The 13,460-nt window shown below is 62.2% G+C and carries 13 protein-coding genes; 7 read left to right on the top strand and 6 right to left on the bottom strand.

The genetic code is table 11. The features are described 5' to 3' along the window. The first annotated feature begins 162 nt into the window (after nt 1-162). Nucleotides 163-2,292 carry a Stk1 family PASTA domain-containing Ser/Thr kinase gene (gene pknB, locus LA343_RS02190; protein WP_025401732.1) on the top strand — a complete coding sequence of 710 codons (2,130 nt, stop codon included), beginning with the start codon at nt 163-165 and terminating at the stop codon, nt 2,290-2,292. A 44-nt stretch (nt 2,293-2,336) separates the two neighbouring features. Here the strand turns inward: pknB and LA343_RS02185 are convergent, their stop codons facing one another. Next, nucleotides 2,337-3,026: an aminodeoxychorismate/anthranilate synthase component II gene (locus LA343_RS02185; protein WP_025401731.1), complete on the bottom strand. Its 690-nt coding sequence runs from the start codon at nt 3,024-3,026 to the stop codon at nt 2,337-2,339. Nucleotides 3,027-3,110: 84 nt separating this feature from the next. Here LA343_RS02185 and crgA point away from each other — a divergent pair, with 84 nt between their 5' ends. Further along, nucleotides 3,111-3,392, top strand: coding sequence for a cell division protein CrgA (gene crgA, locus LA343_RS02180; protein WP_025401730.1), 282 nt, complete (start codon nt 3,111-3,113; stop codon nt 3,390-3,392). On the opposite strand, the gene LA343_RS02175 is transcribed toward crgA, so the two are convergent. The 4 genes from LA343_RS02175 to LA343_RS02160 form a co-directional block, all read right to left on the bottom strand. Continuing rightward, complete coding sequence (locus LA343_RS02175) at nt 3,370-4,170, bottom strand: rhomboid family intramembrane serine protease (protein ID WP_052337488.1); 801 nt, start codon at nt 4,168-4,170, stop codon at nt 3,370-3,372. The two genes, crgA and LA343_RS02175, sit on opposite strands and share 23 nt — an antisense overlap. After that, complete coding sequence (locus tag LA343_RS02170; RefSeq protein WP_025401728.1) at nt 4,133-4,657, bottom strand: peptidylprolyl isomerase; 525 nt, start codon at nt 4,655-4,657, stop codon at nt 4,133-4,135. Before LA343_RS02170 ends, LA343_RS02175 begins: the two co-directional genes overlap by 38 nt. Before the next feature lie 113 nt (nt 4,658-4,770). Then, the gene (locus LA343_RS02165; RefSeq protein WP_025401727.1) at nt 4,771-5,442 is read right to left on the bottom strand and encodes a DUF1345 domain-containing protein; all 672 of its coding nucleotides are present in this window, start codon (nt 5,440-5,442) and stop codon (nt 4,771-4,773) included. A gap of 46 nt (nt 5,443-5,488) precedes the next feature. Further along, on the bottom strand, nt 5,489-5,806 hold the full coding sequence (locus LA343_RS02160) for a YrhK family protein (protein WP_052337487.1): 318 nt from the start codon (nt 5,804-5,806) through the stop codon (nt 5,489-5,491). Nucleotides 5,807-6,082: 276 nt separating this feature from the next. On the opposite strand from LA343_RS02160, the gene LA343_RS02155 reads away from it, so the two are divergent. The 5 genes from LA343_RS02155 to LA343_RS02135 all read left to right on the top strand — a co-directional run bounded on the left by LA343_RS02155 (nt 6,083) and on the right by LA343_RS02135 (nt 12,597). Beyond that, nucleotides 6,083-7,480, top strand: coding sequence for a hypothetical protein (locus LA343_RS02155; protein ID WP_025401725.1), 1,398 nt, complete (start codon nt 6,083-6,085; stop codon nt 7,478-7,480). Between the two features lie 67 nt (nt 7,481-7,547). Further along, nucleotides 7,548-9,140, top strand: coding sequence for an anthranilate synthase component I family protein (locus LA343_RS02150; protein ID WP_025401724.1), 1,593 nt, complete (start codon nt 7,548-7,550; stop codon nt 9,138-9,140). A gap of 79 nt (nt 9,141-9,219) precedes the next feature. Further along, on the top strand, nt 9,220-9,639 hold the full coding sequence (locus LA343_RS02145; RefSeq protein ID WP_025401723.1) for a YccF domain-containing protein: 420 nt from the start codon (nt 9,220-9,222) through the stop codon (nt 9,637-9,639). Between the two features lie 28 nt (nt 9,640-9,667). Further along, nucleotides 9,668-11,116 carry an FAD-binding oxidoreductase gene (locus LA343_RS02140; protein WP_025401722.1) on the top strand — a complete coding sequence of 483 codons (1,449 nt, stop codon included), beginning with the start codon at nt 9,668-9,670 and terminating at the stop codon, nt 11,114-11,116. A 755-nt stretch (nt 11,117-11,871) separates the two neighbouring features. Further along, complete coding sequence (locus LA343_RS02135) at nt 11,872-12,597, top strand: cation diffusion facilitator family transporter (RefSeq protein WP_025401720.1); 726 nt, start codon at nt 11,872-11,874, stop codon at nt 12,595-12,597. On the opposite strand, the gene zupT is transcribed toward LA343_RS02135, so the two are convergent. Next, on the bottom strand, nt 12,598-13,407 hold the full coding sequence (zupT, locus tag LA343_RS02130; RefSeq protein WP_025401719.1) for a zinc transporter ZupT: 810 nt from the start codon (nt 13,405-13,407) through the stop codon (nt 12,598-12,600). Between the last annotated feature and the right edge of the window lie 53 nt (nt 13,408-13,460).

Raw genomic sequence — 13,460 nt, 5'->3', positions numbered from 1 at the left:
AACACAGGCAGTACAGGTGATTGACAGGTAATTAAACTAGGTCGGCGAACTAAAGTGGACTAAGATTCGTTAGGTCAACTGTGTCCGCACGAGCCGGGTAGACACAGAGAGACCCAGATAGACAGAACAGATACAGCAGACCGATTCGCAAAGGAGCACGGCGTGGACCGAACTGGCACAACCCTTGGCGGGCGTTACCGCCTGGGAGCCAAAATCGGCACGGGCGGTATGTCCGACGTCTACGCCGCTGAAGACGAACTGCTGGGCCGCGATGTCGCCGTGAAGATGATGCGGCCGGACTTGGCGCGCGATACCACCTTCCTGGAGCGCTTCCGCCGCGAAGCGCAAAACGCGGCGAAGTTAAACCACCCTGCGATTGTGGCGGTGTACGACACCGGCCAGACCCCGGACAACGAAGGCGCGGTTCCCTATATCGTCATGGAGCGCGTGCACGGCGAAACCCTGCGCGAGATTGTGCAGGAATCCGGGAAGATGCGGCTCAACGATGCCGCGAATGTGATGAGCCAGGTATGCTCTGCGCTGCACTTTTCGCACGAAGCGGGCATCATCCACCGGGACATTAAGCCCGCCAACATCATGATCACCAACACCGGCGCGGTGAAGGTCATGGACTTCGGTATCGCCCGGGCGCTGTCCGATTCTTCCGCAGCGATGACGCAGACCGCGGCGGTCATCGGCACCGCTCAGTACCTTTCCCCCGAACAGGCTCGGGGCAAGTCGGCGGATGCGCGGTCGGATATCTACGCGGCGGGTTGTGTGTTCTACGAGCTCGCGACCGGCCAGCCGCCGTTCAAGGGCGAATCCCCGTTCTCGGTGGCATTCCAGCACGTCCAGGACGAGCCGCAACTGCCCTCGCAGCTTCCGGGCATGCATCTTTCCAAGCGCGAGGCGCTGAGCTTGGATTCCATCGTGCTTACGGCCATGGCGAAAAACCCTGCGGATCGCTACGACGATGCCCAGGAGATGTCCACCGACTTGGGCCGCCTCGCCAACGACCAGCTTCCGCTCGTAGCTCAGGCCTACACCTCCAACGGCGAGGGCAATGGTGGGGCGCACGCCACATCGGTCTTGCCCGCAGCCGGTGCGGCTGGCCTTGCGGGTGCTGCAGGCGCCGCTGGCTTCCAGCCGCCGGAGTACGCCGAGGCCGCCGCGCGCAACGGTGATAAGTACCCGGGCAATGCGTACCCGAACAATCCCTACACGGATAACCCGTACAACGGCGATTACAACGACTTCGAACATTACGAGGGTGACGAGTCCGGCGGCTACGAGGACTACGACACCGACGAGGGTTACCAAGACTACGAAGAAGAGCGGCCACGCCGGCGCCCGTGGGTGCCACTGCTGTGGATCTTGGCTCTGCTGTTGCTCATTGGTGGCGGCATTTTCGCCTACACCGCATTCACGGATGGCGGCGATGGCTCTTCGAGTTCTTCCCAGGAGCAGATCCGCATCCCGGACGTAGCCAACAAGAGCCGGGAGGACGCGACGAAGGCGCTGGAGAGCGCCGGGTTCGACGTGAACACGGAAGACCGCAACGACGATGTGATTCCGCGCGGCAAGGCCGTGGGTACCCATCCCGCAGCCAACGCGACCGCCCCGAAGGGCAGCACGATCACGCTGTTCATCTCCAGCGGCAAGGAAATCACGGACGTGCCCGACCTCACCGGCATGACCACCGAGCAGGCTTCCCGCACGTTGAAGGATGCCCGCTTAGAGCTGAACTCCGAGGTCAAGGAGGAGGCCAGCGCAACCGTGCCGTCTGGTCAGGTGATCACGCAGAATCCACCGCAGGGTTCCCAGGTGTCTGTGGGCACGAAGGTCACGATCACCGTCTCCACCGGCCCGGAAGACGTCCGGGTGCCGATGGTCAAGGGCCAGAACGTTGATGCCGCGCGCCAAAACCTCGAGGCCGCGGGCTTCCAGGTAACCGTGCAGCAGGTGGATTCCCCGGAGCCGGAAGGCCGCGTGATCTCCGCGTCCAGCGAGGGGCAGCGCCTGCCGAAGGGTTCTCAGGTGACCCTCCAGGTGTCCAAGGGCAATCAGTTCCAGATGCCGTCGCTGCAGGGCAAGAAGTTCAGCGAAGTGGACGCGGCTCTCCGCGCCGCCGGCTGGCAGGGCTCCCCGAGCCAGCTGCAGCGCAGGGATGTGAAGACCCCAGACGTCACCCGCGCCGACGAGGTTGCCCAGCAGTCGGTGAAGGCCGGCCAGGTCATTAATAAGGATCAGCCCATCACCGTGGACGTATACGTCTTCAGCTTGCTGCCCTAGCGCAGCAAGCCCCCCAACGGCCCCCTATAGCTCCCTACAGCCCCCTACAGCATCGACGCTTCGGCGCTGATCAGCCCCGTCACGGCCAGCTGTTCCCGCTCCAGCTCCTCCACCAGGCGCTCCGGTACCTCTGCCCCCGCCAGGTTCAACCAGTTGGCGAGCATCCGGTGCCCGTATTGCGTCATCACGCTCTCCGGGTGGTACTGCACGGAGTGGATCGGCAGTTCGACATGCCGCATCGCCATGATCATCCCGGAGTCACTGCGCGCCGTGACAACGAGCTCGTCAGGTAGAGTCTCCGGATCCACCGTCAGGGAGTGGTAGCGCGTCACGCGGAACGGGCTGGGCACGTCCACGAGCACCCCGGTTCCGTCGTGTTCCACCGGCGAGGTCTTGCCATGGAACAGCTCGTCGGCCCGCACCACGTCCCCGCCGAAGTGCTTGCCGATGGCCTGGTGGCCCAGGCACACGCCGAACAGCGGGATGCGCAGCTCGGCAGCGACCTCGATGACCTCCATCGTCTTGCCAGCCTGGCTGGGTTCTCCGGGACCGGGGGAGATGAGGATGGCGTCGAAGGTGGAAAGCACCTCGGCGAGTTGGTCCCTGGTGGTGCCGAGGCGGCTATCGGTGTTGCGCCACACGGTGCAGCTGTCGCCGGAAAACCCCAGTTGTCCGATGTATTGGACGAGGTTGTAGACAAAGCTGTCGTAGTTATCTATCACCAGGATGCGCATGCGCCTGATTTTAGCGTGCCGTGTGTGCTGATAAGATCGCGTGGTACACCAATTCGCATTCCCCTAGGTCTCGAAGGTTCCACGATGCCAAAGTCCAAGGTCAATTCTTCTGACGATAACTTTTCCAGCTCTGCTGCCTCCACGGGTGCGGATAACCGCACTCCGGTGAAGCTGAATTCCACGGGTACGCCGCGGTGGTACATCGTGCTGATGCTGGGCCTCATGGTTGTGGGCTTGGCGTGGCTGGTGGTGAACTACATCGCCGGTCCGGAGATTCCGTTCATGGCGGAGCTCAACGCCTGGAATTACCTCATCGGCTTTGCGCTGCTCATCGCCGGATTGCTTATGACCATGGGCTGGAAGTAGCCAGCAGCCCGCCGGGTGGGTAGTGCCCGCCCAGGCCCATCCAGGCAGCTATCCCGAAGATCACCGCCGCGATCACAATCGCGGTGGTTTTTTCTGTGGTGGTGCTTGTCATATCCGACGCCACCAGCCCCGCCCCCACCTTCGTGCGGCTGCGGGATATGGCCACGGCAAGGATACCGCCGGCCACGAGGCCTCCGACATGCCCCCACAGTGACACATTGCCGAACATGGAGTAGCCCAAGTTCACAAGGATGAGGGCGATGGGCGCGCGGAGATCCTCATGCCGGGAGCGGGCGAGGCCTAGGATCATGGCAAACATGCCGTAACCCACCGTGGAGGCACCGCCGACGGGTGTGCTGGGGGCAAAGAGCATGCAGGCCAGGGCTCCGCCGGAGGCGGATGCGACCATGAGGCTCAGCATGACCACGCCGCCGTAGGCTCGCTCCAGCTCACGCCCGAGCAAGTAGATGAGGATCATGTTGAAGATCAGGTGCGCCGGGTTGAGGTGGACCAGCGCTGCCGTGAGGATCCTCCACCATTGCCCGAAGGCGGTGACCGATCCGGCGTCGAACAGCAAAAACCAGCCGAGCCCCTCGCCCCCGAGCAGCTCAACGTGATGGCTGGCGGGGTTGAGGAAGCGGTGGCTGGTCAGTGGTTCGGTGATGTTGCCGGACTGAATGACTGTCACCACGTACACGGCGCAGCACGCCGCGATGAAGACGTTGGTGACAGTCCAGGGATTATTCCTGGATGTCGATGGACTCGATGACCACGTCATCGTTCGGGCGATCCATCCGGTCGGTGGCTACGCGGGAGATCTTGGCAACGACCTTCTGGGAATCGGGGTCGGTGACCTCACCGAAGATGGTGTGGCGGTTGTTCAGGTGCGGGGTGGCCGTCACGGTGATGAAGAACTGGGAACCGTTCGTGCCGGGGCCAGCGTTTGCCATGGCCAGCAGGAACGGGCGATCGAACTGGAGCTCCGGGTGGAACTCGTCTCCGAACTGGTAGCCGGGGCCGCCACGGCCGGTGCCGGTCGGGTCTCCGCCCTGGATCATGAAGCCGTCGATGATGCGGTGGAAGATGGCGCCATCGTAGAACGGACCCTCGTTGGTGCCGGAGGCGTTGGGCTGGGAGTAGTCCTTGGTGCCCTTGGCCAGGCCCACGAAGTTCTCCACGGTCTCGGGAGCGTGGTTGCCAAACAGGTCCACGGCGATGTCGCCGTAGTTGGTGTGCAGAATTGCGGTTGCAGTCTTGTTAGTCACGGTGCTCAATTGTACTGATTTGTGGGACGCTGTGGGGAATGCTGTGGGGAATGCTGTGGGGGACGCTGTGAGATAGGCGCCCCGTCGAATCGGGGGTCTCAGCTGCCTTGGGGTTACTGGAAGATTCCCGCGATGAGGTTGATCGCCGCGCCCAGGATGGCCATGCCGAAGACGAAAGCGAGCACGGAGTGTCGCAGGACGGTGAAGCGCACCGCCTGGGACGTAATCTCCGGATCGGTCACGCCGTAGGTCATACCGATGGAGTAGCTGAGGTACATGAAGTCGGTAAAACGGGGCTTGACCGACTCGTCTTCTTCGTGGAAGTTCACGCCACCATCGTCTTCGAGGTAGTAGAGGTAGGCGTAGTGAATCGAGTAGGTCTGCTGCACGCAGGCCCAGGCACCGAACACGCCCAGCAGCATGAACACGGCCGCGGTGATTTCCTGCGCGCTGCCGTGATGCTGGCTTAAGCCGAGCACGACGAGGCTGATGATGGCAGCGGCCGATGCCACGACGAGCACCAGCTCATCTTCCAGCGGGCTCAGGTTTTCGCTGAGCACATTATCGGCAGTCTGTTGCGGATCCATGGGCACAATGACCCGCAGCGATAGGACGAGGAACACGCATTCGGCGAGGATCACCCCGGCCATGGATGCGAGCGTCCAAGGGATGAGCTGGCCGAGTGCTACGGCGAGAACCACGCCCGCGACGACTCCGATGAGGAGCTGCACCCGGGTTTGTTGGAGCCGGGGCAAGGGGCTGGTGGCGGTTTCAGGTTCGTCCATGGCTATCTATTGACTATTCATTCCGGTGGCTGTTGAGATCTGGCGCTTAGAAGCCCATGGTGTTTTCTGGGCTGACCACTCCCCTGTTCTGCAGGTGGATGCGGCGGGCCAAGCGGATCCCGGGTCGGATGAGCATCTGAATGCTGCCGATGAGGAACAACCACGTTCCGATCGTCACCTTGGATTCCTTGAAGAACAGTATCGAACCAACGGCGAACCACAGGCCCAGCATGATGTCGTTGACGATACTCAGCAGCTCGTAGCGCTGACTGATGATGAGTTCTTCCCGGCCGAAGTGGATCTCGATATCGTTCTTCTTGACCTTCTTGGTCACGGGGGCGCGGTGCTGCTCATCGTTCGTCATGGCGGGGTCTCCTCAGTCTTGTTGCTCGTCTCTGGCCTCGTAACTCTGACGCTGGAAAATCTACCGCACCAGCGGACGCCTCGGGAATACCGCACTAATACCGAGCCAATACCGCACGCCTGTGGTGGAAACTCCACCCCACGATCACTTTTTTGCCTAAACTAGTAATGAACTGATGAGTACAGAACTTCTATCAGAAGCCCCACGCGGTTCAGTGACGGCTAACTGACGGCCAAGCACGGCCATGCACACCGCTACGTAAGGAGCGCACACCACATGAACCCCACCACCCTCAAGCTGGCTCTGCGCGGCGCCAAGCAGGCCCGCCAGGCGCTGAAACAGCGCAAGGAGAAGAAAAAACTGGAGGACTTCGATTCCATCCACGCCCTTCGCACCAGTTTGAACGCTGAGGACCGGGCTGCCGTGGTCGCCAACTCCCCCGCCCACATCAAGGCCGTTGCTGAACGCATGCGTGAGGAAGACGGTGCGGCGGAAGCGCTGCGCAAGGCACGCGCCGCCGCAGCAGCTCGTAAGCACGAGCGCTCCGTTGCTGCTCATGGGCCCTCTACGGTTCACGCCGCCGACATGGCCACCACTGGTCTCGCCGCGTACGGCGTGGCGGGTGTGGGCGACGTAGCGGCGTCGGATAAAAATTCGGATAATAGCGAGAAGAATAATTCAACAAAGGAGCTGAATATGAAGACCAAGGCTTTGGAAAAGAAGCTGCGCAAGAACGCTGACAAGAAGTCCAAGCTGTTCAAGAAGCGCGCCAAGGTAGCCAAGAAGCACGCTGCGAACACCTACCAGGATGCCCTCGAGCTCGGCCGCGACCAGCTGGCTGTGGCTCAGAGCCGTACCCAGGATGTGGCGTCTGACCTGCGCAAGACCGTCGAGGACAAGCAGGACGACGCTGCGAAGGCCACCAAGAAGTACCGCAAGCAGGCCGCCAAGAAGGCCAAGGCTGCCCGTGAGCAGGCTAAGGCCGCTCGCAAGCAGGCCCGCAAGAACCTCAAGGGTGCGCAGAAGGACGCTCAGAAGCGCGCGAAGAAGCTGGATAAGAAGATCCAGAAGACCCAGGATAAGGCTGCTGCCAAGGCTCAGAAGAAGCTCAAGAAGCAGCAGAAGTCCAGCGGCAAGAAGAAGTGGACGCTCGTGGCGCTGCTGGCTCTGGCCGGTGCCGTGGTTGCATACCTGCGCTCCTCCAAGAAGCCCGCTCCGCAGACCACCCCGAAGGTTCAGGACTTCACCCAGAAGACCACCGGTGCTGCTGAGAAGTCCAAGGCTGAGGCTTCTGCGCAGGCCGATAAGGCCAAGTCCGAGGCGTCCGCTCAGGCCGACAAGGCCAAGGACAAGGCATCCGAGGCTGCGGATACGGTCAAGGAACAGGCTCCGAAGGCTGCCGAGGCCGTGAAGGACGCAGCCGCCAAGATCGCCGACAAGACTCAGGAGAAGGCTGCTGAGGCTCAGGCGAAGGTGGAAAAGGGCGCCGATAAGGCTGCCGACAAGGCCACCGAGGCTGCTGATAAGGCTGAGGATAAGGCTCACGAGACCGCTGACAAGTCTGAGTCCAAGGCTCAGAAGGCTGCCGACAAGGCCGAGGACAAGGCTCAGAAGGCTGCCGACAAGGCTGGCGAGAAGGCCGACGATGTTGACGGTGGCCGCCACCGCCTCTAAGCCGAACTAGCGTCGGCGCGCGGGAGTTTGCGCCCACAGCACTCCGCGGGTGATGATGCCTTGCGTGATGCCTAACCCCGCCTCGGGCGCATTCCGCCGCCCTCGCCTCGCCTTCCGCACCCTTCCCATTGAGGTGCCGGGAGCTGTGGTGTGGCGGACCCTTTTTTCCGACGCCACCACGCCCGCCATCTGGCTCGATTCCTCCTCGAGTGACCAGCAGGAGGGTCACCACCAGGGGCACGGCGGTGCGGGTCGATTCTCTATCCTCTGCGATGCCAGCGGACCCGGCGCGGAGTATCTCCGCTATACGGTCGGAAAGCCCGGAGAGCCCGGAGGAAACGGTGGATTATTCGCCCACGTAGCGCGGCGTGTGGCGCTGGGCGATACCGACCTGGCGGTACCGGAGGACTGGCCATGTGAATTCGCCCTGGGGTGGGTGGGCGCGTGGGGGTATGAGCTGCGACATCTTATCGAGCCGGCGCACGGGGTGGGCTCGGCGCAGGGCGCCCCGGACCTTCCCCAGGCACCGGATGCGGCGCTGATCTTTGCGACCCGCGCGGTCGTTATTGAGCACGGTGTGGGCACGCACCTGATGGTGCTCACAGATGAGGCCAACCCAGCCACCGCCGCAGAGCAGCAGGACTGGCTGGATGCCACGGACGCTCGCCTGCGCGATTCCGTCCCTGCACCGTCCCCTCGCAGTGACTACCGCCCCATGCAACCGGGCCGGGATGTTCCCTTCCGCTTCGTGCAGTCCAAGCAGCGCTACCTGGACAACATCAATCGCTGCTTGGAGTACATCGCTGCGGGCGACTCCTACGAGATCTGCCTGACCAACACCGCGATAGGCCCAAGCATCGCGGACATTGTCCCTTTGGAGGCCACGAAGGCCACGCAGGCCACAGAGACCGCAGTACCCACAGAACGCGACCCCTACCTCGCCGCTTTCGAGCGACTGCGCGCGGTGAGCCCCGTGCCGTATGGAGTGTTCGCCCGGTTCCCCGGTACGTCCGAGGGGGAACGGGATGTGCGGGTGCTGGGGGCGTCGCCGGAGAGGTTCCTCAAGGTCAGCGCGGGCGGGCATGTCAGCGCCAAGCCGATCAAGGGAACGCGGCCGCGCGCAACCAGCCCGGCCGCCGATGCGCGTATCGCAGATGAGCTGCGGGGCAACCCGAAGGATCGCGCGGAAAACCTCATGATCGTGGACTTGCTGCGCAACGATATCGGCCGCGTATGCACAACGGGCAGCGTACAGGTGCCGGTGATCTTCGATGTGGAAACGTACTCTCACGTGCACCAACTGGTGAGCACCATCGAAGGGCAGTTGGCCCCGGGCCACTCGGTGGTGGATCTGCTGGTGGCCTGCTTCCCCGGCGGATCCATGACTGGCGCGCCGAAGGTGCGGACGATGGAGATCATCGCGGAGCTGGAAGGCATGCCGCGGGGGCTGTATTCCGGCGCGATTGGGTGGCTATCGCCAACTGGGGCTGGGGATCTGAGCATCACGATCCGCACGCTGGTGGATGACGGCCAACGGGCGAGCTTCGGCGTGGGTGGGGCGATCGTGGCGGATTCCGATCCGGAGGCGGAGTTCGAGGAGACGCTGGTGAAGGCCTCTGCGCTGCTCGATGCGCTGGGGGCCTACCTGGAATTCAGCTAGCCCGCGCGGCTGGCAGAAAATACAGCTGGTCGAAAAATTCCGTGCTCCCTGACAGGCGCGGAGGTCTACACTGAAGACCATGAAGATCCTGCAATTTGTCCTCAACATCATTTGGCTGCTCACCGCCGGCTTGGCTCTGTTTGTGGCCTACGTGCTCGCGGGTGTGGTGGCCTGCATTTTCATCGTCACCATCCCGTTCGGCCTGGCCAGCTTCCGCATCGCCGGTTTCGTGCTGTGGCCGTTCGGCCGCGAGGTCGTGACCACGAAGTCCCCCACGGGCCTGTCCACCATCGGCAACGTTGTCTGGTTCATCGTGGCTGGCCTGTGGCTGGCCATCGGCCACGTTCTCACCGCCGTGGCTCAGGCTGTGACGATCATCGGCCTGCCGCTGGCATGGACCAACCTGAAGCTCATCCCGGTCACGTGCTTCCCCTTCGGCAAGCGCGTGATCAGCAGCAACGATTCGCGTGCTGCGATGTTCCCGGTGGCTCACCAGTAAGTTTCACGGGTCAATTACGCTGGAGGGTATGGCAGCTCATACCCGCAATCCACGCCAGTCGGCGCCGCAGCAGCCCGCGCCGCAGGTCCTCGAGGAACTCGCTACCGCGCTGGTCCCCGCACTCTCCCCCGGCGCTGTAGTCACGGACCCGGATATCCTCGCCGCGCACAGCACAGATGAGGCGCCCGACTGTCCCGGTGCAGGCGCGATCGCCCTGGTTCGCGCGAAGTCGGTGGAGGACGTGCAGGCCACCATGCGCTTCGCGCACGCCCATCACATCCCGGTGGTACCGCAAGGGGCGCGTTCGGGCATTTCGGGTGGCGCTAACGCCTCGCCGGGGTCGATCTTGCTAGACGTCACGGCGATGAATCGCATCCTCCACGTGGATGCGGAGAATTTCGTGGTCACTGTGCAGCCGGGGATCATCAACCAAGACCTCAAGGATGCGCTGGCACCGCAGGGGCTGTTCTACCCGCCAGATCCGGGCAGCGTGAAGCTATCCACCATCGGCGGGAACATCGCCACTAACGCCGGGGGTTTGTGTTGTGTGCGGTATGGGGTCACGCACGATTTCGTCCGGGAGATTAGGGTGGTTCTCCCCGATGGCACGCTGACTCGGCTGGGCCGCAAGACCGCGAAGGGTGTGGCGGGATTGGATCTGTGCTCGCTGTTCGTTGGATCAGAGGGCACGCTGGGGGTGATTGTGGAGGCCACGTTGAAGGTGATTCCACTGCCGTCGGCACCGCTGACGGCCGTGGCCACCTTCCCGAACGAGGTCGCCGCTGCCCGCACGGTGTCGCAGTTCATGGCGGAGGGTGTGGTGCCCTCGCTCATGGAGCTGATGGATGCCACGACCATTGAGATGTTGAATGGCTTTGGGGATTTTGGACTCGACGCCACAGTGGGCGCCATGCTCATTATGCAATCGAACGGAACGGATGCTCCTACCGATGTGCAGGCTTTCGCGCGCGTGGCGGAGGCGAACTCTGCGCTAGATGTAGCGGTGAGCGATGACCCGCGGGATTCGGAGGATCTCATCGCGACGCGGCGGATGGTGCAGCCGTCGTTTGAGACGTTCGCTCGGGCGCATGGGGGTGGCCAGTTGTTGGACGATGTGTGCGTTCCGCGGTCTGCGCTGCCTGAGTTCTTTGAGCGCCTGGACGAGATCAGGGCCGAGACCGGTGTGATCATCAGTGTGGTGGCCCATGCCGGGGATGGCAACACGCACCCCGCGATTTTCTACGACCTCCACGATCCGTCCTCTCGCGACGCCGCCACCAGGGCATTCGGCCAGATCATGGAACTGGGACTCTCATTGGGCGGCACAATCACGGGCGAGCACGGCGTTGGTTTCCTCAAGAAGGAGTGGCTCCCCAGGGAGCTGGATGAGGGCGCCCGCAGGCTGCACCGGCAGGTGAAGGACGCGATCGACGAGCGGGGGATCATGAACCCCGGAAAAATGCTGGGAAGCCTCTAGGGCAGCGGGAGCGGCTGCTTGGTCTGTAGCCGATTTCGTATTCTTCGACATTGCCGCTTAACGAGAAGCTCACTCATCGCTTTCAAACTGGTCGCGAAATGTGGTCGATTCTCTCTTGGCAACTTGTGTAGGTGGTGTACCTCCAACCCAGCCGTCAAAGAATTGCATATCGAATTTCGCTTTGCCTCGTTTCCTCTTCCAGAACCACACGGCTAATAACATTATTGGAAGGAGGCCGAGGGCGACCTCGGCGAAGATAAGTAGCACTTCTTGCATGTGAATTGACCTCGGAGTTTTCTCAATAGAAAGATAACAGCGGCTTCGCCTATTTATTTCTTTCCGACGCTAGCTATTATTCTCTTGGTTAGTGGGCTTCCCCGACGGGTTGTACGTGGTTAGATCCCCATACCCAAAAACTTAAACGGTGTCCCCTCGCACAACCACCGGACCACGACAAACGTCGCCCCATACAGCGCACTCAACCCCAGCACCACCGGCCCCGGCCTATTCAACGTCATCCTATTGGCTCCTTACGCAACAATTGAACATGACAATATACCCAAGCTCGTTTAGGTTGCTCCCCCACTCGTCATCTCCCCGGAGAAGGTTCATCCGCGCCATGCCACCGCGCTCCCTTAACAAGTGCATCAGCAGGTCGTCGAAGACGCAGCAACATAGGCTCGTAAACTACTTCACAGGTCACCCACCCCATCGAGACCCAAGGACATGAACCCAGACACCTTGCTGGAGAAGCTATGACCACACCCTTAAACCCCCAGGCTGGAAACTCGGAACGCCCTAGAACCACCGCCGACCCGAGGATTCTCAGCACCGAACGGAAGCTCACGCTGCAGCGGCGTATCCGCATCATCGTCGCCGCAACGATCACGTACAACGTGGCGGAAGCTCTCATCGCCATCATCGCCGGCCGGTCAGCGGGTTCCGCAGCTCTCTTTGGGTTTGGGCTCGACTCGACGGTAGAAGTGCTCTCGGCGGCAGCGGTGGCGTGGCAGTTCGCTGGCCCCGATCCCGAGCGGCGCGAGAAGCCCGCGCTGCGGCTTATCGCGTTCGCATTTTTCGCTCTAGCCGCCTGGGTCGGCTTCGAGGCACTATCTGCACTGGTAACCGGTGAGCAGGCACAACACTCACCAGTCGGCATTGGCTTGGCCATCGCCAGCGTGATCATCATGCCCGCGTTGTCCTGGTTCGAGCGACGCACAGGGTTGGAACTGGGGTCCGCCTCCGCTGTGGCAGATTCCAAGCAAACCTTGGTGTGCAGTTACCTCTCCGCAGCACTGCTCGTAGGACTGGTCCTCAACGCAGCATTCGGCTGGTCGTGGGCTGATCCCATCGCCGCGCTCATCATCGCAGGCTTCGCCATCCGCGAAGGTCTGGAAGCCTGGGGCGGCGAAACATGCGTGCAGCCAGTAAGCACCCTCATCGATGATAGCTCTGAGGCGCCAAACTGCAGCTGCCACTAACTACAGGAACATCAGCAGCGACAGCGCCATCACCGCCATGCCCGCAATCAGCCCATAAATCGCCGTGTGATGCCGGCCCGTGGCAACCGCCGCGGGGAGCAGCTCATCCAAGCTGATAAACACCATCACGCCCGCGATTGCCGCGAACACAACACCCAACGTTGTGGGCCCCATGAACGGCATCAACAACAGGAAGCCCAACAGCGCCCCGGCCGGCTCGGCCAGCCCGGACACCGTGGACCACACCAAAGCCTTCCGTCGCGAACCCGTGGCCTCACGGATCGGCACGCCCACTGCCACTCCTTCCGGAATATTGTGGATCGCGATGGCCACAGCCACCGGGATCGCCACCTTCGCATCCTCCAGGCCAGCAACAAACGTGGCGAAGCCCTCCGGGAAATTGTGAATACCAATGGCCAGGGCAGTGAGCGTTCCGGTCTTCATCATCGCCGCCTGGCGCTGCTTGCGTTGCCGATCGCTGATGGCATCTGGCTCATGCGGATTCATTGGCTCCGGCACCAACCGGTCAATCACGGCAATCACCGCGATACCTGCGAAAAATGCCCCCACGCCCACCCATGTGGCAGGCTTTTCCTCCCAATTTTTCGCCAACGATTCAATGCCCGTGGGAACCAGCTCCATCATGGAGACATACAGCATCACACCCGCTGAAAAGCCCAGTGAGCCCGCCAAGAACTGCGGCCCCGGATTGCGCTTAGCAATGGAAATCACACCACCCAAGCCCGTGCTCAACCCGGCTAACAAAGTCAGGCCGAAAGCCAGCAATACCGTTTCGAGGGGATAGTTCATGCGCTCAATCTAGCGGACGGCCACATGCTTGACGGAAGGGGTGCCCGTCGTGG

Origin of the sequence: Corynebacterium falsenii, from assembly GCF_020099275.1 — a bacterium.
Taxonomy (GTDB): domain Bacteria; phylum Actinomycetota; class Actinomycetes; order Mycobacteriales; family Mycobacteriaceae; genus Corynebacterium; species Corynebacterium falsenii.
This window is presented reverse-complemented; position numbering and strand designations above follow the sequence as displayed.

What these genes read in the sequence shown, in the direction of transcription:
- LA343_RS02185 (WP_025401731.1), bottom strand. Translation starts at nt 3,026, where the DNA reads ATGCGCATCCTGGTGATAGATAACTACGACAGCTTTGTCTACAACCTC.
- crgA (WP_025401730.1), top strand. Translation starts at nt 3,111, where the DNA reads ATGCCAAAGTCCAAGGTCAATTCTTCTGACGATAACTTTTCCAGCTCT.
- LA343_RS02175 (WP_052337488.1), bottom strand. Translation starts at nt 4,170, where the DNA reads ATGACGTGGTCATCGAGTCCATCGACATCCAGGAATAATCCCTGGACT.
- LA343_RS02165 (WP_025401727.1), bottom strand. Translation starts at nt 5,442, where the DNA reads ATGGACGAACCTGAAACCGCCACCAGCCCCTTGCCCCGGCTCCAACAA.
- LA343_RS02160 (WP_052337487.1), bottom strand. Translation starts at nt 5,806, where the DNA reads ATGACGAACGATGAGCAGCACCGCGCCCCCGTGACCAAGAAGGTCAAG.
- LA343_RS02155 (WP_025401725.1), top strand. Translation starts at nt 6,083, where the DNA reads ATGAACCCCACCACCCTCAAGCTGGCTCTGCGCGGCGCCAAGCAGGCC.
- LA343_RS02150 (WP_025401724.1), top strand. Translation starts at nt 7,548, where the DNA reads ATGCCTAACCCCGCCTCGGGCGCATTCCGCCGCCCTCGCCTCGCCTTC.
- LA343_RS02145 (WP_025401723.1), top strand. Translation starts at nt 9,220, where the DNA reads ATGAAGATCCTGCAATTTGTCCTCAACATCATTTGGCTGCTCACCGCC.
- LA343_RS02140 (WP_025401722.1), top strand. Translation starts at nt 9,668, where the DNA reads ATGGCAGCTCATACCCGCAATCCACGCCAGTCGGCGCCGCAGCAGCCC.
- LA343_RS02135 (WP_025401720.1), top strand. Translation starts at nt 11,872, where the DNA reads ATGACCACACCCTTAAACCCCCAGGCTGGAAACTCGGAACGCCCTAGA.
- zupT (WP_025401719.1), bottom strand. Translation starts at nt 13,407, where the DNA reads ATGAACTATCCCCTCGAAACGGTATTGCTGGCTTTCGGCCTGACTTTG.